This is a genomic window from Pseudomonas sp. FIP_A4 (assembly GCF_036701605.1).
Classification (GTDB): Bacteria; Pseudomonadota; Gammaproteobacteria; order Pseudomonadales; family Pseudomonadaceae; genus Stutzerimonas; species Stutzerimonas phenolilytica.
The window spans coordinates 247893-269829 of sequence record NZ_JAYDXP010000116.1 but is presented as its reverse complement, the minus strand read 5'-3'; the positions used below and the strand labels follow the sequence as shown (position 1 = coordinate 269829).

The 21937-nt window shown below is 64.1% G+C and carries 21 protein-coding genes; 6 read left to right on the top strand and 15 right to left on the bottom strand.

Features of this window, described 5'->3' with window-relative positions:
* Nucleotide 1 precedes the first annotated feature (1 nt).
* From sppA to rluC, 3 genes are read right to left on the bottom strand one after another with little or no spacing between them, the layout of a single operon-like run.
* Complete coding sequence (gene sppA, locus U8L64_RS05070) at nucleotides 2–985, bottom strand: signal peptide peptidase SppA (protein ID WP_333394515.1); 984 nt, start codon at nucleotides 983–985, stop codon at nucleotides 2–4.
* Complete coding sequence (locus U8L64_RS05065; protein ID WP_156716664.1) at nucleotides 975–1661, bottom strand: HAD-IA family hydrolase; 687 nt, start codon at nucleotides 1659–1661, stop codon at nucleotides 975–977. The genes sppA and U8L64_RS05065 overlap by 11 nt, the downstream gene beginning before the upstream one ends.
* Complete coding sequence (rluC, locus tag U8L64_RS05060) at nucleotides 1654–2607, bottom strand: 23S rRNA pseudouridine(955/2504/2580) synthase RluC (protein WP_333394511.1); 954 nt, start codon at nucleotides 2605–2607, stop codon at nucleotides 1654–1656. The genes U8L64_RS05065 and rluC overlap by 8 nt, the downstream gene beginning before the upstream one ends.
* A 557-nt stretch (nucleotides 2608–3164) precedes the next feature.
* On the opposite strand from rluC, the gene rne reads away from it, so the two are divergent.
* Nucleotides 3165–6179, top strand: coding sequence for a ribonuclease E (gene rne, locus U8L64_RS05055; RefSeq protein ID WP_333394509.1), 3015 nt, complete (start codon nucleotides 3165–3167; stop codon nucleotides 6177–6179).
* A gap of 155 nt (nucleotides 6180–6334) precedes the next feature.
* Entirely contained in the window at nucleotides 6335–7939 is a 1605-nt protein-coding gene (locus U8L64_RS05050) for an FMN-binding glutamate synthase family protein (RefSeq protein ID WP_333394507.1), read from the top strand.
* A gap of 10 nt (nucleotides 7940–7949) precedes the next feature.
* Here the strand turns inward: U8L64_RS05050 and murB are convergent, their stop codons facing one another.
* From murB to U8L64_RS05010, 8 genes are all read right to left on the bottom strand, one after another.
* A complete protein-coding gene (murB, locus tag U8L64_RS05045; protein ID WP_333394505.1) occupies nucleotides 7950–8972 on the bottom strand; it encodes a UDP-N-acetylmuramate dehydrogenase in 1023 nt (340 codons plus the stop codon).
* Complete coding sequence (locus U8L64_RS05040) at nucleotides 8969–9433, bottom strand: low molecular weight protein-tyrosine-phosphatase (protein ID WP_273527479.1); 465 nt, start codon at nucleotides 9431–9433, stop codon at nucleotides 8969–8971. The genes murB and U8L64_RS05040 overlap by 4 nt, the downstream gene beginning before the upstream one ends.
* A 2-nt stretch (nucleotides 9434–9435) precedes the next feature.
* Nucleotides 9436–10200, bottom strand: coding sequence for a 3-deoxy-manno-octulosonate cytidylyltransferase (gene kdsB, locus U8L64_RS05035; RefSeq protein ID WP_234302612.1), 765 nt, complete (start codon nucleotides 10198–10200; stop codon nucleotides 9436–9438).
* Nucleotides 10197–10382: a Trm112 family protein gene (locus U8L64_RS05030; RefSeq protein ID WP_008570668.1), complete on the bottom strand. Its 186-nt coding sequence runs from the start codon at nucleotides 10380–10382 to the stop codon at nucleotides 10197–10199. Before U8L64_RS05030 ends, kdsB begins: the two co-directional genes overlap by 4 nt.
* Nucleotides 10383–10428: 46 nt before the next feature.
* Nucleotides 10429–11433, bottom strand: a complete 1005-nt coding sequence (gene lpxK, locus U8L64_RS05025; RefSeq protein WP_234302613.1) for a tetraacyldisaccharide 4'-kinase — start codon at nucleotides 11431–11433, stop codon at nucleotides 10429–10431.
* On the bottom strand, nucleotides 11433–11861 hold the full coding sequence (locus tag U8L64_RS05020; protein WP_043299366.1) for an ExbD/TolR family protein: 429 nt from the start codon (nucleotides 11859–11861) through the stop codon (nucleotides 11433–11435). The genes lpxK and U8L64_RS05020 overlap by 1 nt, the downstream gene beginning before the upstream one ends.
* Complete coding sequence (locus U8L64_RS05015) at nucleotides 11858–12490, bottom strand: MotA/TolQ/ExbB proton channel family protein (protein WP_043299365.1); 633 nt, start codon at nucleotides 12488–12490, stop codon at nucleotides 11858–11860. Before U8L64_RS05015 ends, U8L64_RS05020 begins: the two co-directional genes overlap by 4 nt.
* A gap of 71 nt (nucleotides 12491–12561) precedes the next feature.
* Complete coding sequence (locus U8L64_RS05010) at nucleotides 12562–14784, bottom strand: DNA internalization-related competence protein ComEC/Rec2 (protein ID WP_333394499.1); 2223 nt, start codon at nucleotides 14782–14784, stop codon at nucleotides 12562–12564.
* Between the two features lie 150 nt (nucleotides 14785–14934).
* Between U8L64_RS05010 and U8L64_RS05005 the strand changes: the two genes are divergently transcribed.
* On the top strand, nucleotides 14935–15468 hold the full coding sequence (locus U8L64_RS05005; RefSeq protein ID WP_054095087.1) for a DUF2062 domain-containing protein: 534 nt from the start codon (nucleotides 14935–14937) through the stop codon (nucleotides 15466–15468).
* Here the strand turns inward: U8L64_RS05005 and U8L64_RS05000 are convergent.
* Genes U8L64_RS05000 through U8L64_RS04990 form a run of 3 tightly spaced genes read right to left on the bottom strand, consistent with a single transcriptional unit; the run spans nucleotide 15459 to nucleotide 18656 of the window.
* Entirely contained in the window at nucleotides 15459–16703 is a 1245-nt protein-coding gene (locus U8L64_RS05000; RefSeq protein WP_054095088.1) for a lipoprotein-releasing ABC transporter permease subunit, read from the bottom strand. The two genes, U8L64_RS05005 and U8L64_RS05000, sit on opposite strands and share 10 nt — an antisense overlap.
* Nucleotides 16703–17401, bottom strand: coding sequence for a lipoprotein-releasing ABC transporter ATP-binding protein LolD (lolD, locus tag U8L64_RS04995; protein WP_237264293.1), 699 nt, complete (start codon nucleotides 17399–17401; stop codon nucleotides 16703–16705). Before lolD ends, U8L64_RS05000 begins: the two co-directional genes overlap by 1 nt.
* Nucleotides 17402–17408: 7 nt before the next feature.
* Nucleotides 17409–18656 (bottom strand): lipoprotein-releasing ABC transporter permease subunit, encoded by a 1248-nt coding sequence (locus U8L64_RS04990; RefSeq protein WP_043299355.1) that lies wholly within the window; start codon nucleotides 18654–18656, stop codon nucleotides 17409–17411.
* Between the two features lie 98 nt (nucleotides 18657–18754).
* Between U8L64_RS04990 and U8L64_RS04985 the strand changes: the two genes are divergently transcribed.
* Genes U8L64_RS04985 through U8L64_RS04975 form a run of 3 tightly spaced genes read left to right on the top strand, consistent with a single transcriptional unit; the run spans nucleotide 18755 to nucleotide 20365 of the window.
* Complete coding sequence (locus U8L64_RS04985; RefSeq protein WP_054095090.1) at nucleotides 18755–19327, top strand: PilZ domain-containing protein; 573 nt, start codon at nucleotides 18755–18757, stop codon at nucleotides 19325–19327.
* A 4-nt stretch (nucleotides 19328–19331) separates the two neighbouring features.
* A complete protein-coding gene (locus U8L64_RS04980) occupies nucleotides 19332–19634 on the top strand; it encodes a hypothetical protein (protein ID WP_054095091.1) in 303 nt (100 codons plus the stop codon).
* The gene (locus U8L64_RS04975) at nucleotides 19631–20365 is read left to right on the top strand and encodes a glycerophosphodiester phosphodiesterase (protein ID WP_043299350.1); all 735 of its coding nucleotides are present in this window, start codon (nucleotides 19631–19633) and stop codon (nucleotides 20363–20365) included. Before U8L64_RS04980 ends, U8L64_RS04975 begins: the two co-directional genes overlap by 4 nt.
* 150 nt (nucleotides 20366–20515) lie before the next feature.
* On the opposite strand, the gene sthA is transcribed toward U8L64_RS04975, so the two are convergent.
* Nucleotides 20516–21910: a Si-specific NAD(P)(+) transhydrogenase gene (sthA, locus tag U8L64_RS04970; RefSeq protein WP_138300232.1), complete on the bottom strand. Its 1395-nt coding sequence runs from the start codon at nucleotides 21908–21910 to the stop codon at nucleotides 20516–20518.
* Nucleotides 21911–21937 lie beyond the last annotated feature (27 nt).

Sequence of the window (21937 nt, the reverse complement as noted above, 5' to 3'; positions counted from 1 at the left end):
ACTAGCGCAACGCTGGCCCCTGCAGACCGACCAGCAGCGCAAGCCGCTCGGCGACGCCCGCGCCGAGCTTCTTGGTGAAGCGGTCGATTGGCGATTCCTTCACGGTGAAGTCGACCAGCTCTGGCTCACCGATCACCTCACGCGCCACGTGCGCCGTACTGCCCAAACCATCGATCAGACCAAGTTCCAGGGCCTGCTCGCCCGACCAGAGCAATCCTGAGAACAGCTCGGGATGCGCGGCCACCTGCAGGCGATCGCCACGCCCACGCTTGACGCTATCGATGAACTGTCGGTGCGTAGTCGCCAGTACCTCACGCCAGAACTCGGTTTCCTCCGGCTTCTGCGGCTGAAACGGATCGAGGAATGCCTTGTGCTCGCCAGAGGTGTAGACGCGCCGCTCCACACCCAGCTTCTGCATGACCTCGACGAAACCGAAGGTCGCCGCCGTCACGCCAATAGAACCAACCAGACTCGACTTGTCCGCATAGATCTCGTCCGCTGCGCTGGCAATGTAGTAAGCGCCGGACGCTCCCAGGTCGGTAATCACGGCATAAACCTTGATGGCCGGGTACTCGCTACGCAACCGACGAATTTCGTCGTAAACGTACCCCGACTGTACCGGGCTGCCGCCTGGACTATTGATTCGCAGAACGATGCCCTTGGTATTCGTATCCTCGAATGCAGCACGCAAAGCGCCAACGATATTGTCAGCGCTAGCGGACTCCTCGTCGGCAATCATGCCGCGCACATTGATGACGGCGGTATGGCTTTCCCGCGCTGCCTTGTCTTTGCCGAGCTGCCACGCCGGCGAAAACACCATCAGCGCACCGAACAAATAGATGAAGGTCAGCAGTTTAAAGAAGATGCCCCAGCGCCTGGCGCGCCGCTGCTCCTGGATACCTGCCTGCAACGTGTTCTCCAGCAGCTTCCAGCTACTGCGCTCGTCACGCCCTTCGTTCATCGGCGCCTTCCATTCATCCGACATGCTCATTCACCTCACTACTTTGCGACTCACCCAACCAGGTGGCCAGCTCTGCAAAACGATTGATCACCAGGCGCGGACCGTACGCCTGAAGCTTCTCCACCGGCTGCGCACCGTAAGCGACCGCCACGCTATCGACCCCCGCCCGCCGCGCCATCTGCAGATCGAATACCGAGTCGCCGATCATCAGCGCCTGCTCCGGACGCATGCCGCAATGCACAAGAATTTCCTCGATCATCAGTGGATCAGGCTTACCCGCCGTCTCGTCGGCGCAGCGCGTGACATCGAAAAAGTCCGTCCAGCCCTGCCCTGCCAGCACTCGATCCAGCCCCTTGCGTCCCTTGCCGGTGGCGACAGCCAACAGATGGCCGCGCTCGCGAAATCCCTGCAACGCACACGCTACCCCGGGGTAGAGCGCCGAAGGCTGCGCCTCCAGGGCAAGATAATGCTCGCTGTAGCGTTGACGAAATTCCTCGATCAGAACGGGATCATCGATATGCGGATACAACGTGGCAATCGCATCCGTCAGCGCAAGGCCGATGATCGCCTTGATGGAAACATCGTCGCGTGGCGGCAGATCGAAAGCACGCGCAGCCACCCGTACCGATTCGACGATACGCCCAATGGAGTCGACCAGCGTGCCATCCCAATCAAAGATCAGTAGTTGGTATCTACTCACCAAGCTTCTCCAGCGTCCGCGCCCAGACTTCGTCCACGGGCGCCTCCAGCGCCAGCTCGCCGCCATCCGGCAACGGCACCCGCAGCGCATAGGCGTGCAAAAACAGCCGCTTGCCGCCAAGTTCACGAATCTCGCGGGTGAACTCTTCATCGCCGTATTTGCTGTCACCGGCGATGCTATGTCCGGCATGGCGGGCATGCACGCGGATCTGATGGGTGCGTCCGGTCACCGGTCGGGCCTCGACGAGCGTCGCGAAGTCACCGAAGCGTCGCAGAACACGAAAAAGCGTCAGCGCCTCCTTGCCGTCCTCGGTCACCTCGACCATGCGCTCGCCAGAGCGCAGCGTATTCTTCAGTAGCGGCGCATTCACCTGCTTCTTCGAGGTTTCCCATCGGCCACGCACCAGCGCCATGTAGCGCTTGTCCACACCATCACCGCGCAGCGCCTGATGCAGATGACGCAGCATGCTGCGCTTCTTCGCAATCATCAGAAGCCCGGACGTATCGCGATCCAGACGGTGCACGAGTTCGAGCTCCTTGGCATCCGGTCGCAACTGGCGCAAGGCCTCGATCACGCCGTAACTAAGCCCGCTGCCACCGTGCACCGCGATGCCGGCTGGCTTGTTCAGCACAATGAGCGCCTTGTCCTCATAGACGATTGCCGCCTCGAGCCGCTCGAGCAGGCCCTGCGCCAACGGCTCGGGTTCGTCGCGCTCGGCCAGGCGCAGCGGCGGCACGCGCACCAGGTCGCCCGCCTGCAGCTTGTACTCGGGCTTGACCCGCCCCTTGTTCACCCGCACCTCGCCTTTGCGCAAAATGCGGTAGATCAGCGTCTTGGGAACGCCTCTGAGCTGGGTCCGGAGAAAATTGTCGATGCGCTGGCCGGCAAGTTCCGGCGCGACCTCGAGCATTTGCACGCCGGAGGTCTGGGAGGGGGTAATGGTCATTATCAGATCATATCAATTTTCATGGAATTGAAGCACTTAAACATTGCTGCTATAGTCGCGAACGCCGCCAAAAGCGGCCGGATCATGGGATGCAGCGATATCGCCAACCTTGATCGGAAAAATGTTCGAGGACGTGAGGCTGTCCGGCGCATCTTCCCAATGTGGTGAGGATACGAAACAAGCCTTGAAGACATGATGCGTGCCCCCAGGTTGGGGAATCGCGACAATCGACAACCCGCTCCCTGGATTCTGCGAGCGGCACCCGATTTTCGAAGTATGCGTGTTGGGTGGAGATGCACAGCATCGGATTTGCGTAGCAAGGGCTTTCACAGACGCTTCATCAATCGTCCGCTACCGATGTCTGATTCCTCCTCCCCAAGCATTTGCTGCTGTTCCGACAGCAAAGCAGGAGACGTCGTCGCGACGCCGGCCCATCTGGCCGCTCATCGCTGGACACTGGAGTGCCTTACAACCATTCCTGACTCACCTGACACCGACCGCGAGAGTCGTGTGTGCCGAACGCCGTTTCCGGACGCCACGGAAACCGACGGTACTACATGAAAAGAATGCTAATTAACGCAACTCAGCCCGAAGAGTTGCGTGTCGCACTGGTCGATGGCCAGCGGCTGTTCGACTTGGACATCGAGTCCGGTGCACGCGAACAGAAGAAGGCCAACATCTATAAGGGCAAAATCACCCGCGTAGAACCCAGCCTGGAAGCTGCCTTCGTCGATTTCGGCGCCGAGCGCCACGGCTTCCTCCCGCTCAAGGAAATTTCCCGCGAGTACTTCTCCAAGGCCCCTGAAGGCCGCGTCAACATCAAGGAAGTGCTGAAGGAAGGCCAGGAAGTCATCGTCCAGGTCGAAAAGGAAGAGCGCGGCAACAAAGGCGCCGCTCTGACCACCTTCATCAGCCTCGCCGGTCGCTATCTGGTATTGATGCCCAACAACCCGCGTGCGGGTGGCATCTCCCGCCGCATCGAAGGCGAAGAGCGCAACGAACTGCGTGAAGCGCTCAACGGCATCAATGTGCCGGCCGATATGGGTCTGATCGTGCGCACCGCCGGTCTGGGTCGTTCCAGCGAAGAGCTGCAGTGGGACCTGGACTACCTGCTGCAACTGTGGACCGCGGTCAAGGACGCCTCGCAGGGCCGCGCTGCGCCGTTCCTGATCTACCAAGAATCCAATGTCATCATCCGCGCCATCCGCGATTACCTACGCCAGGACATCGGCGAAGTGCTGATCGACAGCGTCGAAGCCCAGGACGAAGCGCTTTCCTTCATCCAGCAGGTCATGCCGCAGTACGCCAGCAAGATCAAGCTGTACGAAGACTCCGTTCCGCTGTTCAACCGCTTCCAGATCGAAAGCCAGATCGAAACGGCCTTCCAGCGTGAAGTGAAACTGCCGTCCGGCGGCTCCATTGTCATCGACCCGACCGAAGCCCTGGTATCCATCGACATCAACTCGGCGCGCGCCACCAAGGGCGGCGATATCGAGGAAACCGCGCTGCAGACCAACCTGGAAGCAGCCGAAGAAATCGCCCGTCAGCTGCGCCTGCGCGACATCGGCGGTCTGATCGTGATCGACTTCATCGACATGACCCCGGCAAAAAACCAGCGCGCCGTCGAAGAGAAGATGCGCGAAGCGCTGGAAGCCGACCGCGCGCGCATCCAGGTCGGGCGTATTTCGCGCTTCGGCCTGCTGGAGATGTCCCGCCAGCGCCTGCGCCCGTCGCTCGGCGAGACCAGCGGCATCGTCTGCCCGCGCTGTAATGGCCAGGGGATCATTCGCGACGTCGAGTCGTTGTCGCTGGCGATTCTGCGCCTGATCGAGGAAGAGGCGCTGAAGGACCGCACCGCCGAAGTCCGCGCCCGTGTGCCGTTCCAGGTCGCGGCATTCCTGCTCAACGAAAAGCGCAACGCCATCACCAAAATCGAACTGCGCACCCGCGCGCGCATCTTCATCCTGCCGGACGATCACCTGGAAACGCCGCACTTCGAAGTCCAGCGCCTGCGTGACGACAGCCCGGAGATCGCCGCTGGCCACGCCAGCTACGAGATGAGCCACAGCGAAGCCGAGGAAGTCCAGCCGGTCAGCTCGACCCGTACATTGGTACGTCAAGAGGCCGCGGTGAAGACCGCGCCGCAGCGCAGCACACCCGCTCCGGCACCGGCCGCAACGACGGCCGTCGAGGCACCGGCGCCTGCCGCCACGCCCGAGCCGAGCCTGTTCAAGGGACTGATCAAGTCGCTGGTCGGCTTGTTCGCCGGCAAGCAGGAAGAGCCGAAAGCAGCCGTTACCGCCGAGACCAAGCCGGCCGGCAATCGCACGCCGCGCAATGAAGAGCGTCGCAGCGGACGTCAGCAAAATCGTCGTCGTGACGGCCGTGGTCGCGACGAGGAACGCGCACCGCGTGAGGAACGCAAGCCGCGTGAAGAGCGCGCCTCCCGTGAGGAGCGCCAACCGCGCGAAGAACGCCAGCCGCGACCGCCTCGCGAGGAGCGCAAGCCGCGCGAGCAGCTCGAAACCGCCGAAGCTCAGCCGCGCCGTGAACGCGGCCCGCGTGAAGAACGCCAGCCGCGCGAGGAGCGCAAGCGCGAACTGCGCGCGCCGCTGGATGAAGCCAGCGCACTGGAGACTCCAAGCGAAGAGCTGACCGAACGCAAGCCTCGACCACCGCGTGAGGAACGCAAGCCGCGTGCCGAGCAGGTACCCAGCGAGGAAGAGCTGCAGCAGAACGAGGAAAACGCCGAGGAAGACCAGGAAGCCACCGACGGCGAGCGTCCCCGTCGCCGTTCCCGCGGTCAGCGCCGCCGCAGCAATCGTCGCGAGCGCCAGCGTGACGCCGATGGCAACGAAATCGCCGAAGCAGGCGAAGACAACGCGCCGGTGAAGAGCGAGGACATCGCCGTCGCTGCCACGGCCGCCGCCATCGTTGCAAGCGCCGAAGCGGAGCCGCAAGCCGACACGTCGTCGGCAGCCGAAGTCGCCACCGCTGCAGAGACCGAAGCCGTCATCGAGAGTACGACTGTCGCCGAAGAAGCACCGCAAGCTGCGATCGAGCACCCCGCGACGCTTGTTGAAGAGCAGCCGGCCGTCGCAGCTGAAACCATTGCGGAAACGCCGGAAATTGCGGTCGTCGAGCCGGCGGCGGAAGCGCCTGCGCCGGTCGAGCCGAGCGCCGAGCAAACGGCACCGGCAGTCGCGCCCAGTGGTCGCGCACCCAACGACCCGCGAGAGGTACGCCGTCGTCAGCGCGAAGCCGAGCGCCTTGCAGCACTGGCTGCCGCGGCGCCGGTGCAAGCCGAACAAAAAGCTCCGAGCATCGCGCAGCAGCCGCTGGCCGCTGCAGAGATCGTCGTGAGCGAGCCCGAGATTGCCGCACCGCAAACCGAGACACAGGCAGAGGTGCAGCCATCGGAACAGCCTGAACCGCAAGCAGCCCCGAGCGAACCGGAGCAGGCTGTGTCGGCGCACGAGCCACACGCTGTCGCGGAGCCCGCGCCGGAAGTCGAGCAGGCGCCGCTGCCTGAACAAGGCGAGCAAGACGACAAGGACAAGCCTCAGGCCTGACCCACGCCAAAACGAAAAAAGGGATGCTTCGGCATCCCTTTTTTCGTTCAGGCGGCGCGATCAAGTAAGGCCAGCCGACCAAAGCGCAATAGCCGGCATTTCGCCATCAGCGCACCATCCACGCGCCGTGCGATTCCGCAAACCCGAGGGTGCCGATGAATCTGTCGCTGATGAACCGTTACGCCTTCTACGCGTTCTGCGTGCTGTTCACCCTGTTCAGCCTTCCCTGGCTCGAAAAGGTCTGGGGGCTGACCCTGGTCACGGCATTGCTGAGCGCCATCGGCACGCTGGACCTGCTGCAACCCCGGCAGGCTGTGCGACGCAACTACCCGATCCTCGGCAACCTGCGCTACCTGATCGAGACCATCCGCCCGGAAATTCGCCAGTACCTGCTGGAGAACGACAGCGATCCCCTGCCCTTTTCCCGAGCACAGCGATCGCTGGTGTACGCCCGCGCGAAGAACGAAGTGGCCGACAAGCCCTTCGGTACGCTCAGCGACGTCTATGGCGCCGGCTTCGAGTTCATCGGTCATTCGATCCGCACGGCGCCGCACAGCGATCCATCAAGCTTTCGCGTCAGCATCGGCGGTCCGCAATGCCGCCAGCCTTACGGCGCGTCGATCTTCAACATCTCCGCGATGAGCTTCGGCTCTCTCAGCGCCAACGCGATCCGTGCGCTCAATCGTGGCGCCAAGCTCGGCAACTTCGCCCACGACACCGGCGAAGGCAGCATCAGCCGTTATCATCGCGAGTACGGCGGTGATCTGATCTGGGAACTGGGCAGCGGTTACTTTGGCTGCCGCGACGAACAGGGGCGCTTCGATCCGCAACGCTTCGCCCAGCAGGCAGTGGATCCACAGGTGAAGATGATCGAGGTGAAACTGAGCCAGGGTGCCAAGCCGGGCCACGGCGGCATTCTGCCGCGGCACAAGATCACCGCGGAGATCGCCGCGACACGTGGCGTGCCGATGGACCAGGACTGCGTATCACCGGCCAGCCACGGCAGCTTCTCCACGCCGCTGGAGCTGCTGGCATTCATCGCTCAGTTGCGCGAGCTGAGCGGCGGCAAGCCGGTGGGCTTCAAGCTGTGCCTCGGCCACCCGTGGGAGTTCATGGCAATCGCCAAGGCCATGCTCAAGACCGGCATCCTGCCGGATTTCATCGTGATCGATGGCAAGGAAGGCGGCACCGGCGCGGCACCGCTGGAGTTCACTAATCACATCGGCGTACCGCTGCGCGAAGGCCTGCTGTTCGTGCACAACACGCTGGTCGGCCTGAACCTGCGCGAACACATCAAACTGGGCGCCAGCGGCAAGATCGTCAGCGCTTTCGATATCGCCAGCGTGCTGGCCATCGGCGCCGACTGGGCCAACTCGGCACGCGGCTTCATGTTCGCCATCGGCTGTATCCAGTCGCAGTCGTGCCACACCAACAAGTGCCCCACCGGCGTGGCCACCCAGGACCCACTGCGTCAGCGCGCACTGGTGGTGCCGGACAAGGCGGAGCGAGTGCACAATTTCCATCGCAATACGCTCAAGGCGCTGGCCGAAATGCTTGCCGCGGCCGGGCTGTCGCACCCAAGCGAACTGGAGGCCAAGCATCTGGTACGCCGGATGTCAGCCACCGAGATCAAGTTGTTCTCTCAGCTGCACACCTTCCTCGCACCCGGGGAGCTGCTGGCGGAAAACCTGCAGGGTGACTTCTATCCGCGGATGTGGCGAATGGCGCAGGCGGAAAGCTTCGAGCCGAGACTCACGTGACGCGAGCGGATCAGATGACGTTCGGCTCGATCTCCAGCGCCACCCCGAATCGGCTGGCGATATCGCTCTGGATACGCTGCGCCAGCTGCAGCAGCTGCGCGCCCGTGGCCTGGCCATAGTTGACCAACACCAGCGCCTGCAAACGATGCACCCCCACGTCGCCTTCGCGGTAGCCCTTCCAGCCGGCCCGTTCGATCAGCCAACCAGCGGCGAGCTTGACCTGACCGTCCGCCTGAGGATAGGCGACCAACCCCGGATGGGCAGCGCGCAGCCGCTCGGCCAGCTCCGCCGACACCAGCGGGTTCTTGAAGAAACTGCCAGCATTGCCCAATTCGCTCGGGTCCGGCAGCTTCTCACGGCGAATGGCACAGACCGCCTGACTGACATCCAGCGCCGTCGGCGCGATGATGCCCTGCTCCGCCAGGCGCTGCCGGATCGGCCCGTACTCCAGATGCAGGGAAGAAGCCTGCCGTTGCAGCCGCACGCGCACCCGCAGGATCACGTAGCGACCCGGCTGCCGCTTGAACAGACTGTCACGGTAACCGAAGGCACACTCGGCTTGGCTGAAGTCGCGCAGCGCGCCCGTCTTGCAATCCAGCGCGGTGATGCCCGCCAGCACATCGCCGATCTCCACGCCGTAGGCGCCGATGTTCTGGATCGGCGCCGCCCCCACGGTGCCGGGAATCAGGCTGAGGTTCTCCAGTCCAGCCAGGCCCTGCTGCAGCGTCCAGAGCACGAAGGGATGCCATGGCTCGCCCGCTTCGGCCTCTACCAGCACGCTGCCGTCCTGCTCCGCCACGATGCGCTTGCCTCGACTGGCCATGCGCAGCACCAGCGCCTCGACATCGCGTGTCAGCAGCAGGTTGCTGCCACCACCAAGCACCAGCAGGGGCAGGTCGTGTCGCGTCGCGAGCGCCAGCGCCTGACGGACCTCGGCATCGTCATGCGCCTCGGCAAACAGGCGGGCACGCTGCTCCACGGCAAAGGTGTTGAACGGCTTGAGCGAGCGCCACGTGTCGACCCGCAGGTTCACAGGCGCTCCCGAACTTCTGTAAGCAGCGCTTGCGAGCCCTGTTCGATCAGGTCGAGCACTTGCTCGAACCCATCCGCACCGCCGTAGTAGGGGTCGGGCACCACATCGCCCGCCACACCGTAGCGACGCAGGAACAAGTCGAGCTCGGCGGTCGCATCCGCCGGACGCAGCGCTTGCAGACGCGCCAGATTGTCGTGATCCATGGTCAGGATCAGGTCGAAGCGACGGAAGTCCTCAACCTCTACTTGGCGCGCACGCAGCGTGTCGAGGTCATAGCCACGACGCCGCGCCGCCTGGCGAGTCCGGCTGTCTGGCGACTTGCCGACATGCCAGTCGTCAGTACCGGCCGAATCGATTTGGATCCGATCCTGCAAACCGGCCAGCTGCACATGATGACGAAACACGCCCTCGGCAGTCGGCGAGCGGCAGATGTTGCCCATGCAGACGAACAGCACTTTCATGCTTAATGTCCCAGCAGACGCCGGACCCGCTCGAGGTCCTCGAGCGTATCCACTCCCGCCGGCGGCGCCTCGATGGCATCGGCGACGTGAATACGCTGGCCATGCCAAAGTGCCCGCAGCTGCTCAAGGCATTCGGTGTTCTCCAGCCAGCACGGCCCCCAGGCCACGAAGTTGGCCAGGAACCCGGCGCGATAGGCGTAGATGCCGATGTGCCGGCGGTACGGCACGCCTTGCGGCAATGCCTCGCGGTTCTGCGCGAAGGCATCACGCGCCCACGGCAGCGGGGCGCGGCTGAAGGTCAGAGCGAGACCGTTGATATCCGCCAGCACCTTCACCGCGTTTGGATTGAACAGCGTCGTCGCATCGATGATCGGCTCGGCCAGGGTCGCGATCGCCGCCTCAGGATGCGCCGCCAGATTCGCCGCAACCTGGTCGATGACCGCCGGCGGGATCAGTGGCTCATCGCCCTGCACGTTGACGACGATGGCCTCGGCATCCAGACCGAGCAGACCAGCCACTTCGGCCAGGCGGTCGGTCCCGGAATTGTGCTCGATGCGCGTCAGCACAGCCTCGGCACCGAAGGCGGCGCAAGCGCTGAGAATCCGCTCGTCGTCGGTCGCCACCACTACACGCTGCGCTGCGCTGCGGCTGGCCTGCTCCCAGACGTGCTGGATCATCGGCTTGCCGACAATATCTTGCAGCGGCTTCCCCGGCAGGCGGCTGGAGGCATAGCGAGCCGGAATCACCACGGTGTAGGGGGTGCTCATTTGTCCAGACGCTCATCCACATCGAGGGTACGAGCTTCCCCTTCCAGCATCACCGGAATACCGTCGCGCACCGGGAAGGCCAGGCCGTCGGCCTTGCAGATCAGTTCGGATTTGTCGTCGGCCAGCTTCAGCGGCCCCTTGCACAGCGGGCAGGCCAGAATATCGAGGAGTTTGGTGTCCATGCGCAGTCCTTGGAAAGCAGCCGACTGCATCGGCAGATCGGACGGCTTATGAGTGAGCGGGCAGCAGTCGGGCCAGTTGTTCGTCAAACCAGGTCACGAACGCCGCCGACGGCGCTGCCTCGACCTGCAGATAGGACCAGCCCGGGGGCGCGAACGCCCGGCATTTCACCGCATCCTTCTCGGTCATTACCAGCGGCAGCTCGGGAGCGAACTGCAGCTGCAGCGTGCTGTAGGCGGCATGATCGGCGAAGGCGTGCGGAATCGGGCGCCAGTGTAGCGCCTCGAGCGTGGAGAAGAAACGCTGCGGATTGCCGATACCTGCGACGGCGTGAAGCCTCTGCCCCGGCGGAAAATGGTCGAGTGGCCAGCGCTCGCCGCTGTGCAGCTCGATCAGCGCCGAAGGCCGCAGACGGAAGGCATAGCCTTCTGGAGCATCCGCCTGCGCGCCATTGAGCAACACCGCATCCACCGTCCGCAGGCGCTCGGCCGGTTCGCGCAGGGGCCCGGCTGGCAGGCAGCGACGGTTGCCGAGCCCGCGTGCGGCATCGATCAGCACCAGCTCCAGATCGCGCGCCAGACGATAGTGCTGCAGGCCGTCGTCGGACAGGATCAGATCCAGCGGCTCACTTGCCAGCAGTGCACGCACGGCGCGGGCGCGGTCAGGATCGATCATCAGTGGTACGGCGGTTCGCTGCACGATCAGCAGGGGTTCGTCGCCCGCTTCACTCGCCGCCTGCTCCGCCCGCACCCGCCACGGCACCGTCGGCGGGGTCGCGCCGTAGCCGCGACTGACTACCCCGACTCGCAGGCCACGTGCACGGCAATGCTCGATCAACCAGAGGATCAGCGGTGTCTTGCCGGTACCCCCGACCGTGATATTGCCGACCACGATGACCGGCACCGGCGCCCGGTAGCTGTCGCCCTGCCCGGCCAGAAAGCGCCGACGCTTGCGTTCGACAACCGCCCGATAAAGCGCCTCCAGCGGTGCCAGCAGGTGCAGCGCGGGATGCCCGCGATACCAGGCGCGTTGCAGCCGCTCGGCGAACGACATCAAGGCGCCGCCTGCGCCTCGACGGTGGTGATGCGCAGATGCGCGAAACCCAGCTTGCCGGCGGCATCCATCGCGGTGATTACCGCCTGATGGGGCGTCTTGCCGTCCGCGCTGATGATCATCGGCAGGCTGTTGTCGCCCTCAGCCTCCTTGCTCAACGCCGCCATCAGCGAATTCAGGTCGCTCTTGAGCAGAGCCTTGCCGTTGAGCGAATAGTTGCCGTCAACATCGATGACGACTTCCAGCTGCTTGACTTCGGTCTGCTCCGGCGGCGTGCCACTGGCCGCTTCCGGCAGATCCACCTGCAGTTGTGTCTCGCGAGTGAAGGTGGTGGTAACCACGAAAAACAGCAGCAGGATGAAGACCACGTCGATCAGCGGCGCCAGGCCGATTTCGACGTTCTCCCGCGGTTTGCGCCGGAATTTCACGCCTTGCCCTCGTCCAGATCGACATCGCGGTCGCCCTGGACCACCTCGACCAGCTTGATCGCCTCCTGCTCCATGCCGACCACCAGTTCATCGACACGACGCAGCAGGAAGCGATGGAAAAACAGTGCCGGAATCGCCACGATAAGGCCCGCCGCGGTGGTGATCAGCGCCTTGGCGATCCCGCCGGCGAGTTGCGGCGCATTGGCCATGCCCGACCCCATGAAGGCGCTGAAGATCTCGATCATACCCAGCACGGTACCCAGCAGACCGAGCAATGGCGCGATGCCGGCGATCGTACCGAGCGCATTGAGATAGCGCTCCAGGTCATGCACCACACGGGCCGCAGCTTCCTCAATGCACTCTTTCATGATCTCGCGGCCGCGCTTGGAGTTGGCCAACCCGGCGGCGAGGATCTCGCCCAGCGGCGAATCGGCGCGCAGCTCCTTGAGCCGTTGGTTGCTGAGCTTCTTTTCCTTGATCCACTTCCACACCTGACCGAGCAGATGCGGCGGCGTGACCCGGCTCGGACGCAGCGTCCACAGCCGCTCGGCAATGATCGCGGCGGCTACGATTGAACACAGAATGATCGGCAGCATTATCCAGCCGCCCGCTTTGACCAGCTCCCACACGAGACGAATCCCCCTCGAAAAAGTGGCGCCACTCTAGCATAGGGTCCGCAGCCCGCCGACCGCCGCCGTTCTCATTTTTCCCGCCAGAATCGGCGCTGCTCGCGCAAACCACGCGCTTCGTGAAACGCCCCCAGTTCAACCTTCAGCGCGCCTGACTCGGCAGTGTCGTACAGCCGCACGCCTAGGTCTTGCAAGCGTCCGATGACCATCGGATGAGGATGACCAAACGCATTGTGACGGCCGCGTGAGATCAGCGCATTCTGCGGCCGTACCGCCGAAAGAAAAGGCAGCGAAGAGGAACTGTTGCTGCCGTGATGCGGTAACAGCAGCCAGTGCGCCGCCAGCGGCCAGTCGCTCTGCACCAGCGCCTGTTCCGCCCGCGCATCAATATCGCCGGTCAGTAGCAGGCGCTCGCCTCCCGCCTCGATCATCAGCACGCAGGACGACTGGTTGCCGTCCGCCGCCTGCACCCAGCGCCAGAGGCCGAAGCGCACGCCGTCCCACCGCCAGGTCTGACTCTCGCAGGATTGCGCCTGCAGCACCGCCGGCAGTCGCGCCGGTTCGCCGCCGAGCACTCGCTGCGTCGGCAGCAGTCGCTGCACGGCCATCGCGCCGCCGGCATGATCGCTGTCGGCATGACTGATCAGCAGCACGTCCAGCCGATCCACTCCCAGCCGCCGCAACGACGGGAAGACGATTCGCTCACCCGTGTCGAAGTCACCGTGGCGTGGGCCGGCATCGTAAAGCAAGGCATGGGAGCGGGTGCGCACCAGCACCGAGAGGCCTTGCCCAACATCGAACACCCAGACGTCGGCTTTGCCGGCAAGCGGCAGCGGCGTCGACGGATACAGCAGTGGCAGCAGGAGCAGCGCACCCAGCGCACGGAACGGCACGCCGGCGGGCAGCAGCAACACCAGCGCGCCCACCGTCGCCAGCGACCAGGCCCAGAGCGGCAGGCTCTCCACTATCCAGGCTGCCTGCCAGTCCGCGAACAGCTCCAGCAACTGGAACAGCCATGCCAGCGACCCGCCCGCCAGTAGCAGCAGACCTTCGCCAAGGCCTGACAATGGCAGCAGCGCGGTGCCGAGCAGCGCCACCGGCACCGTGAGACCAACCCAGGGCACTGCCAGTAGATTCGCCAAGGGCCCGCTGGCGCTGATCGGCAGCCCCAACGCCAGCATCAAGGGCAGCAAGCCCACCACCATCGCCCACTGCGCACGCGGTAGAGTCAGCCACCAGCGCCAGGCGCCCAGTCGTCCGGAGAACGTCAAGGCGAGCAAGGCGACGGCGCCGAAGGACAGCCAGAACCCCGGCTGCAGACTGGCCAGCGGATCGAACAACAGGACACCGTCGAGCGCGATCAGCAGCGGTAGCCAGACACCCAGCTGACGAAAGCACAGACGCCAGAGCAGCACCACTGCCACCATCACGCAGGCCCGCTGGACCGGCACCTCGAACCCGGCCAGCCAGCCGTAACCGAGGGCGCCAGCGAAGGCCGCCGTACAGGCGCAGGGCAGCCACGGCAGATGTCGCGGCCACCAACCGATGCGCGCCAACAGCGCCACCAGCCCGTACAGCAGGCCGGCCAGCATGCCTACATGCTGGCCGGAGATGACCATCAGGTGCACCGTCCCGGTGTCCTGCAGGATGCGCCAATCCGTTGGTGACAGGCCCGAGCTATCGCCGACCACCAGCGCCGCGATCGCGCCCTGCCGGCCCTGCGCCTCGACAGTCAACAGCCGGGCACGCAAGCGATCGCGCCAGCTACCGGCACCAACCGCTTCCTGCAGACGCTCGCCGGTTTTGACCGTTCCGGTCCCGCCGATGTGGTGCGCTAGCAGCCAGGCCTCATGATCGAACGAATGCGGGTTAACCAGTCCATGCGGGCGTTTCAGCCGCGCTGCCAGCCGCCAACGCTCACCGGCGCGCAGCTGCGGACCGCCATACCAAGCCAGGCGCAGGCGCGGCGGCAAGCCGGCGTGCCGCGAGCGGATGTCGCCGAGTTCGAAGCGCACCACACCGTCCTGCGCGGCCGGCAGCCCGAGCACCTGACCTTCGAGCCAGAACGTGCGACCGTCGAGTTCGCTGGCGAGCCGCCCGTCCAGCGCCGCCTGCATCTGCAGAGACGCCCAGAGCAGGCCGAAACACAACCAGGCCAGCGGCCGGGATGCTGGTCGCAACAGGCACAGCAGCCCCAACATGCCCAGCACAATCAATGCCCAGGCCGCTGGCAACTCCGGCAGAAAGCGCGGCAACAACAAACCCATGGCCAATGCCAGCATCCCTGCCCGCATGTTCTTTTCCTCCTCGGAATCCATTCCCCGGAAGTCGTACCGCGCCTACCGCGCCCTATCGGACAGGAGACCTTATGTGACAAAAGCGCTGCCGATCCTGCACGGTAAACAGCGCATAATTCGCCGAGCTCCGTTCGCCCGAGAATCTCCATGCCGCGTCGCTTCTTCAAACGCTACATGCCGCATCCCGACCGCATCAAGACTAACAAGTCGCTGCGATTTCTCGGCGCGCTGATTCACGATCCCAACCTGTGGCATCTCAATCGCCATTCGGTATCCCGGGCCATGGCCATCGGTCTGTTCTGGGCGCTGATTCCCATGCCCATGCAGATGCTCGCTGCAGCGAGCTGCGCCCTGCCAGCCAGAGCCAACCTGCCAATCGCCATCGGCCTGGTCTGGCTGACCAATCCACTGACGATGCCGCCGGTGTTCTTCTGCACGTACAAGCTCGGCGCCTGGCTGATGGATGCACCCGCACTGAGCATGCCGGATGAACTCACCCTGGCCTGGGTGACGCAGCTGCTGCAGAACAACTGGCAGCCGCTGTATCTCGGCTCGCTGGTAGCGGCAATCGGTTCTGCCGTGCTGGGCTATGTTGGCACGCAGGCCTATTGGCGCTGGTGGGTCGGGCGTAGCTGGCGCCGGCGGCAGAACGGCCGGCGCCAGCTACGCCCTTATTCGTAACGCAGCGCCTCCGCTGGCTGCGTCTGCGCGGCGCGCCAGGCTGGATACAGCGTCGCCAGGAAGCTCAGGCTCAACGCCGATACGGCGACGATCGCCACATCCTCCCAGCGCAACTCCGATGGCAGCGTGCTGATGAAGTACACGTCGGAGCTGAAGATATGCTGGCCGGTCACCCGCTCTAGCCAGCCGACCAGTTCGCTCACGTTCAACGCGCCGAGCACACCGAGCACGATGCCGATCAACGTACCGCTGATGCCGATCAGACTGCCCTGCACCATGAAGATCGCCATGATCTGCCGTGGCGTTGCGCCCAGCGTGCGCAGGATGGCGATGTCCGCGCGTTTATCGGCCACGACCATGATCAGCGTGGCGATGATGTTGAATGCCGCGACCGCCACGATCAGCATCAGCAACACGCCGATCATGGTCTTCTCCATCTTCATCGCGCTGAACAGGCTGCCCTGCGTATGCGACCAATCCTCCGCACGGTAGCCTTCGCCCAACTGAGCCAGCAATTGCCCAGCCACCTGCGGTGCGCGATAAAGGTCGTCCAGCTTGACCCGCACGCCCTGCACCTGCTCCGGCTGCCAGCGGCGAATTTGCGCGGCGTCGGCGCGATGGATCAGCGCCAGGCTGCCATCCAGATCGGCGCCGACCTTGAACACGCCAACGACGTTCAAGCGCTGCATGCGCGGGGTGATGCCACCGGGGGTCGCGCTGACTTCCGGTACGATCAGGGTCAGCTTGTCGCCGACCGAAAGGCCGAAGCGCCGGGCGGTGATCATGCCGATGATCACACCGAACTCGCCCGCCCGGAGGTCATCGAGACTGCCGGCAACCATGCGCGAAGCGACGATCGAGACGTCGCCTTCGACCTGCGGCTCGATCCCGCTGATCTGGATCGGCTGCATGCTGCCCTTGAACGAGAGCATGCCCTCGAGCTGGGTCAGCGGCGCTGCGGCCTGCACCTCGGGGTGCGTCCGCAACCGCTGCGCCAGCGCCTGCCAGTCGTCGAGCGGCTGACTACCGTCGATCGTGGCGTGCGGCACCATGCCGAGAATCCGTGCGCTCATCTCACGCTGAAAGCCGTTCATCACCGACAGCACCAGAATCATCGCCAGCACCCCCAGCGACAGTCCGATCAGCGAGGTCAGGGAAATGAACGAGATGTAGTGATTGCGCCGCTTGGCACGGGTATAGCGGCTGCCGATGAAGACGCTCAGCGGGCGGAACATTATTCGGCCACCAGTCGGCCGTCTTCCAGGCGCAAAACCTGATCCATCTGCGCCGCCAGCTGGCGATCGTGAGTAACCACCAGGAACGCGGTACGCAGCGAGGTGCTCAGCTCCAGCATCAGATCCTGAATGCCCTGCGCGGTGTGATGGTCCAGGTTGCCAGTCGGCTCGTCGAGCAGTACCAGCGCCGGCCGGTTGACCAGTGCACGGGCGATCGCCACCCGCTGGCGCTCGCCACCGGAGAGCTCGGCCGGCTTGTGCTCCAGGCGGTGACCGAGCCCCACGCGGGCCAGTAACTCGCCGGCACGCTGGCGCGCCTCGGGGATCGCCACCTTGCCAATCAGCAACGGCATGCAGACGTTCTCCAGCGCGGTGAATTCCGGCAGCAGGTGGTGAAACTGGTAGACGAAGCCCAGCGCGCGATTGCGCAGCAGGCCGCGCTCCTTCTCGTTCAGCGCGGACAGCTCCTCGCCGGCCAGCCAGACGCTGCCCTCGCTCGGCGTATCGAGCCCACCCAGTAGATTCAGCAGGGTGCTCTTGCCGGAGCCGGAACTGCCGACGATTGCCACGCGCTGGCCGGGAAACAGTTCCAGCTGCAGTGAGCGCAGCACATCGACCGATTCCGGCCCCTGTTCGTAACGCTTGCCCAGGTTGCGGCAGCTGAGCACCGCGCGATCTTGGGAGGACAGCTCATGCATAACTCGTTCACTCATAACGAAGCGCCTCCGCCGGCTGGGTGCGCGCGGCGCGCCAGGCCGGATACAGGGTGGCGAGAAAGCTCAGCAGCAGCGCCGCGACGCACACCTGCACGACATCGGCGGCCATCAGCCGCGACGGCAGGTAGTCGATGAAATACACATCGGCGCTGAGGAATTTGTGGCCGATCAGCCGCTCCAGCGCGGCGATCCAGCTGCTGATATTCAGCGCCGCCAGGATGCCGAGACCGGCACCGACCACCGTACCGACCACACCGATCACCGTGCCCTGCACCATGAAGATCGCCATGATCTGCCGCGGCGTCGCGCCCAGCGTGCGCAGGATGGCGATGTCGCCGCGCTTGTCGGTGACCACCATGACCAGTGTCGAAATGATGTTGAACGCCGCCACGGCGACGATCAGCAACAACAACAGGCCGATCATCGCCTTTTCCATGCGAATCGCCTGGTAGAGGTTGCCGTGAGTCCGCGTCCAGTCGCGTGAATAGAAGTCACCGTCCAGCTGACCGGCTAGCTCCCAGGCGATCCGCGGCGCCTGGAACAGATCGGCGAAACGCAGGCGCAGCCCCTGGACCTGATCGGGCTTCCAACGGTGCAGGCGAGCCAGATCGGCGATGTTGGCCAGCGCAACGTAACCGTCGATCTCGCCGGCGCCGACGTGGAAGATGCCGACTACGGTAAAGCGTTTCATGCGCGGAAACATGCCGGCCGGCGTCACCGTCACCTCAGGCGCAACGAAGGTGAGCTTGTCGCCAACGCCCACGCCGAGTTTCTGCGCCGCCTTGTCACCGATCACGATGCCGAACTCACCGGGCGCGAGCGCGGCCAGCTCGCCCTCGCGGAAGAAGCGATCGATGATCGAAACCTGTGGCTCGATCTGCGGATCGACCGCATTGATCAGGATCTTGCTGACCTTCCCCTCGTGCGTCAGCAGACCCTGCATCTGGATGAACGGCGCCACCGCGACCACCTGCGGGTGCTGGGAAAGGCGCTCGCTCAGCTGCTGCCAGTCGTCCACCGGCACAGGGCTTTCGATGGTGGCGTGCGGCACCATGCCGAGCACCCGGGTGCGCATCTCGTGATCGAAGCCGTTCATCACCGACAGCACGACGATCATCACCAGCACGCCGAGCGCCAGCCCGATCATGGACGTCAGCGATATGAAGGAAACGAAGAGGCTGCGGCGTTTGGCGCGGGTATAACGCGCTCCGATATAAACGGACAGCGGTCTGAACATAGATCGACGGGTTCGCTGGCGGGGGAAGAAACGAGCATGCGACAGGGATAGTCCCAAGGCCTGATACACTCTGGCCATCACGCTGCCTGGGTATCGCCATGCCAACACAAGACACTGAAGAACGCCGGGAATACTATCGTATCGAGGACCGGATCGCACTGGAAATCATCCCCGATACCCAGCCGCCGACCGCTTCGGACGACGAGCGTCAGCAGCTGTTCGATCTGCTCGGCGAGCTGCATCAGTTGGACTTCGAAGCCCAGCACCTGCTGCGCCAGATCGCCGAAGGCAACCGCACGCTGGCCAGCTACCTGAAGGTACAGAACAAGCGCATCGAACTGATCGGCCAGGCGCTGACCCAAGACCTGCTCAAGGACATCGGCCCGGCGCGCACGGTGGTGCTCTCCGAAGGCGGCGTCAGCTTCCGCCATGACACCGCGTTAGGGATCGGCACACTGCTCACTCTCAAGCTGGTCCTGCTGCCACAGGGGCTGGGGCTGAGATTACCGGCCCGTGTGACCCATTGCGCGGCTGACGCCGAAGGCGGCTTTCAGCTGGGTACCGAGTTCGAAGCGCTGACGGATGCACAGCGGCAATTGCTGGCCAGGCATATCCTGCAGAAACAGGCGCTGCAACGGCGTCTGGCCCGTGGCCCTCTACAAGGAAGCTGAATTCATGCTGCGCCTGTCGTATCTGCTGCTCCTGCTCGCTGGCAATCCCGCCGTGGCCGAGGAAATCGGTATACCGCTGGGCCAGCAAGGCCCGTCGAACATCGACGTGCCCGCGCGGGGCGAGCACAAGCACGACGTTCTCGAACGCTTCGGCCTCGCCGACCAGGAGCATCCCACAGTCGGCAGACCCCCGATCCTCCGCTGGGATTACCGCGAGTTCTCGGTGTACTTCGAGAACGACCGAGTGATCAACAGCGTGCTTCATCATCAGCCCACTCACCCTGCACAGGAACAGTCCCTACCGTGACCCTGATCTACGGCCACCGTGGCGCCAAAGGCGAGGCGCCGGAAAACACCCTGGCCAGCTTTCAGCGCTGCCTGGAGCATGGCGTTCGCCGCTGCGAGCTGGACCTCCATCTGTCTGGCGATGGCCAATTGATGGTCATCCATGACCCTACCCTCAAGCGCACCACCGGTCGGCGCGGCAAGGTCCTCCAGCACACCGCCGAGGAACTGGCCGGTTACGACGCGCGCTTGGGGGGACCGGGCTGGAAACAACCCTGCCCGATCCCGCGTTTGAGCGAACTGTTCGAGAAGTGCGACTTCGAGCACTGGCAACTGGAGGTCAAGAGCGCTTCGCGCGAACGTGCGGCGCGCACGGTACTGGCGATCCGCGAACTGGCCGAGCACCATGGTCTGCTCGAACGCATCACCGTCACGTCAGGTTCGCGCGAGGTGCTGCATGCGCTCAGGCGCCTGACGCCGGAGATTTCCCGCGGACTGGTTGCCGAATACGCCTGGCTCGATCCGCTCAAGGTCGCCCATCACCACGGCTGCCAGCTCCTTGCACTGAAGTGGACGCTGTGCACGCCTGAGCGTCTGGCGAAGGCTCAGCAGCAAGGGCTGCACGTGTCGGTCTGGACGGTCAACGAACCGGCGCTGATGCGCCGGCTCGCCGATTTCGGCGTCGACAGCCTGATCACCGATTTTCCCGGCCTGGCTGTCGAAACGCTGGGCCACGACGGCTGCGGCGCCTGACAGGCCCGAATGGCTACGGTCATCAGCCCGAGCATCCGGGCTGAAACCGCGCCGTTTCGCTACCTGATCACAGGCTTTCCCGGTTCGGCCAACGCCAGTCGCGGGAATCGCTGGTGCCTCCGACCGGCTCAGGCCACCGGTCGGAGCCGCTCAAAAAAGCCGGTTGAGCCCGTCGAACGCGGCAACGCGATAGGCCTCGGCCATCGTCGGGTAGTTGAAGGTGGTGTTGACGAAATACTTGATGGTATTCGCCTCGCCCTTCTGGTTCATGATCGCCTGACCGATATGCACGATTTCCGAGGCCTGATAGCCGAAGCAGTGCACGCCTAGCACTTCCAGTGTTTCGCGATGGAAAAGGATCTTCAGCATGCCGACCGGCTCGTAGGAGATCTGTGCACGCGCCATGCTCTTGAAGAACGCCTTGCCGACTTCGTAGGGAATCTTGGCCTGTGTCAGCTCGCGCTCGTTCTTACCGATGGAGCTGATTTCCGGAATCGTATAGATACCGGTCGGCACGTCGTCGACGAAGCGCCAGGTGTCGTTGTCAACAATGCTGCCGGCGGCCGAACGTCCCTGGTCATAGGCCGCACTGGCCAGTGAGGGCCAGCCGATCACATCACCAGCCGCGTAGATATTGCCGACCGCGGTGCGATAGAACTCGTCCACCTGTACCTGTCCGCGGCTATTGGCCTTCAGACCGATGTTCTCCAGCCCCAGCTTGTCGGTGTTGCCGGTTCGGCCGTTACACCAAAGGAACGCATCGGCCTTGATCTTCTTGCCGGACTTGAGATGCAGGATCACCCCGTTGTCCAGGCCTTCGACCCGCTCGTATTCCTCGTTGTGGCGAATAAGCACGTTGTTGTTGCGCAGGTGATAGCTCAGCGCATCGGAGATTTCGTCGTCGAGGAAGCTGAGCAGCTGGTCGCGGTTGTCGATCAGGTCGACCAGAACGCCAAGACCACTGAAGATCGAGGCATATTCGCAGCCGATCACTCCAGCTCCGTAAATGATCATCCGGCGCGGCGTGTGGCTGAGATTCAGGATGGTATCGCTGTCGTAGACGCGCGGGTGGTTGAAGTCGATGTCCGCCGGGCGATACGGACGCGAGCCGGTGGCGATGACGATCTGGTTGGCGACCAGTTTTTCCACCATGCCATTGAGGCACACCACCTCGACGCTCTGCTCGTCGGAGAAGCTCGCGGTGCCGAAGAAGGTGTCGATGCGGTTGCGCGCGTAGTAGCCGGTGCGCGAGGTGACCTGCTTGCTGATCACTTTCTCGGCGCTCTTCAGCACATCGGGAAACGAGAACCAGCGCGGCTCGCCAATCTGACGGAACAACGGGTTGGTGTTGTACTGCATGATCTGGCGGACGGAGTGACGTAGCGCCTTGGACGGGATGGTGCCCAGATGCGTGCAGTTACCACCTACCAACGGGCGATTGTCCACCACGGCGACCTTGCGCCCCGCCTTCACGGCATTCATCGCCGCGCCCTCCCCAGCCGGACCGGAACCCAACACCACCACATCGTAGTTATAGACAGCCATATACACTCCTGAGAACGCGGCGAACCA

Bases quoted from the DNA above. Each gene is read 5' to 3' on its own strand.
- sppA (WP_333394515.1), bottom strand. From the start codon at position 985: ATGTCGGATGAATGGAAGGCGCCGATGAACGAAGGGCGTGACGAGCGC.
- rluC (WP_333394511.1), bottom strand. From the start codon at position 2,607: ATGACCATTACCCCCTCCCAGACCTCCGGCGTGCAAATGCTCGAGGTC.
- rne (WP_333394509.1), top strand. From the start codon at position 3,165: ATGAAAAGAATGCTAATTAACGCAACTCAGCCCGAAGAGTTGCGTGTC.
- U8L64_RS05050 (WP_333394507.1), top strand. From the start codon at position 6,335: ATGAATCTGTCGCTGATGAACCGTTACGCCTTCTACGCGTTCTGCGTG.
- U8L64_RS05040 (WP_273527479.1), bottom strand. From the start codon at position 9,433: ATGAAAGTGCTGTTCGTCTGCATGGGCAACATCTGCCGCTCGCCGACT.
- kdsB (WP_234302612.1), bottom strand. From the start codon at position 10,200: ATGAGCACCCCCTACACCGTGGTGATTCCGGCTCGCTATGCCTCCAGC.
- U8L64_RS05030 (WP_008570668.1), bottom strand. From the start codon at position 10,382: ATGGACACCAAACTCCTCGATATTCTGGCCTGCCCGCTGTGCAAGGGG.
- lpxK (WP_234302613.1), bottom strand. From the start codon at position 11,433: ATGTCGTTCGCCGAGCGGCTGCAACGCGCCTGGTATCGCGGGCATCCC.
- U8L64_RS05010 (WP_333394499.1), bottom strand. From the start codon at position 14,784: ATGCGGGCAGGGATGCTGGCATTGGCCATGGGTTTGTTGTTGCCGCGC.
- U8L64_RS05005 (WP_054095087.1), top strand. From the start codon at position 14,935: ATGCCGCGTCGCTTCTTCAAACGCTACATGCCGCATCCCGACCGCATC.
- U8L64_RS05000 (WP_054095088.1), bottom strand. From the start codon at position 16,703: ATGTTCCGCCCGCTGAGCGTCTTCATCGGCAGCCGCTATACCCGTGCC.
- lolD (WP_237264293.1), bottom strand. From the start codon at position 17,401: ATGCATGAGCTGTCCTCCCAAGATCGCGCGGTGCTCAGCTGCCGCAAC.
- U8L64_RS04990 (WP_043299355.1), bottom strand. From the start codon at position 18,656: ATGTTCAGACCGCTGTCCGTTTATATCGGAGCGCGTTATACCCGCGCC.
- U8L64_RS04985 (WP_054095090.1), top strand. From the start codon at position 18,755: ATGCCAACACAAGACACTGAAGAACGCCGGGAATACTATCGTATCGAG.
- U8L64_RS04980 (WP_054095091.1), top strand. From the start codon at position 19,332: ATGCTGCGCCTGTCGTATCTGCTGCTCCTGCTCGCTGGCAATCCCGCC.
- sthA (WP_138300232.1), bottom strand. From the start codon at position 21,910: ATGGCTGTCTATAACTACGATGTGGTGGTGTTGGGTTCCGGTCCGGCT.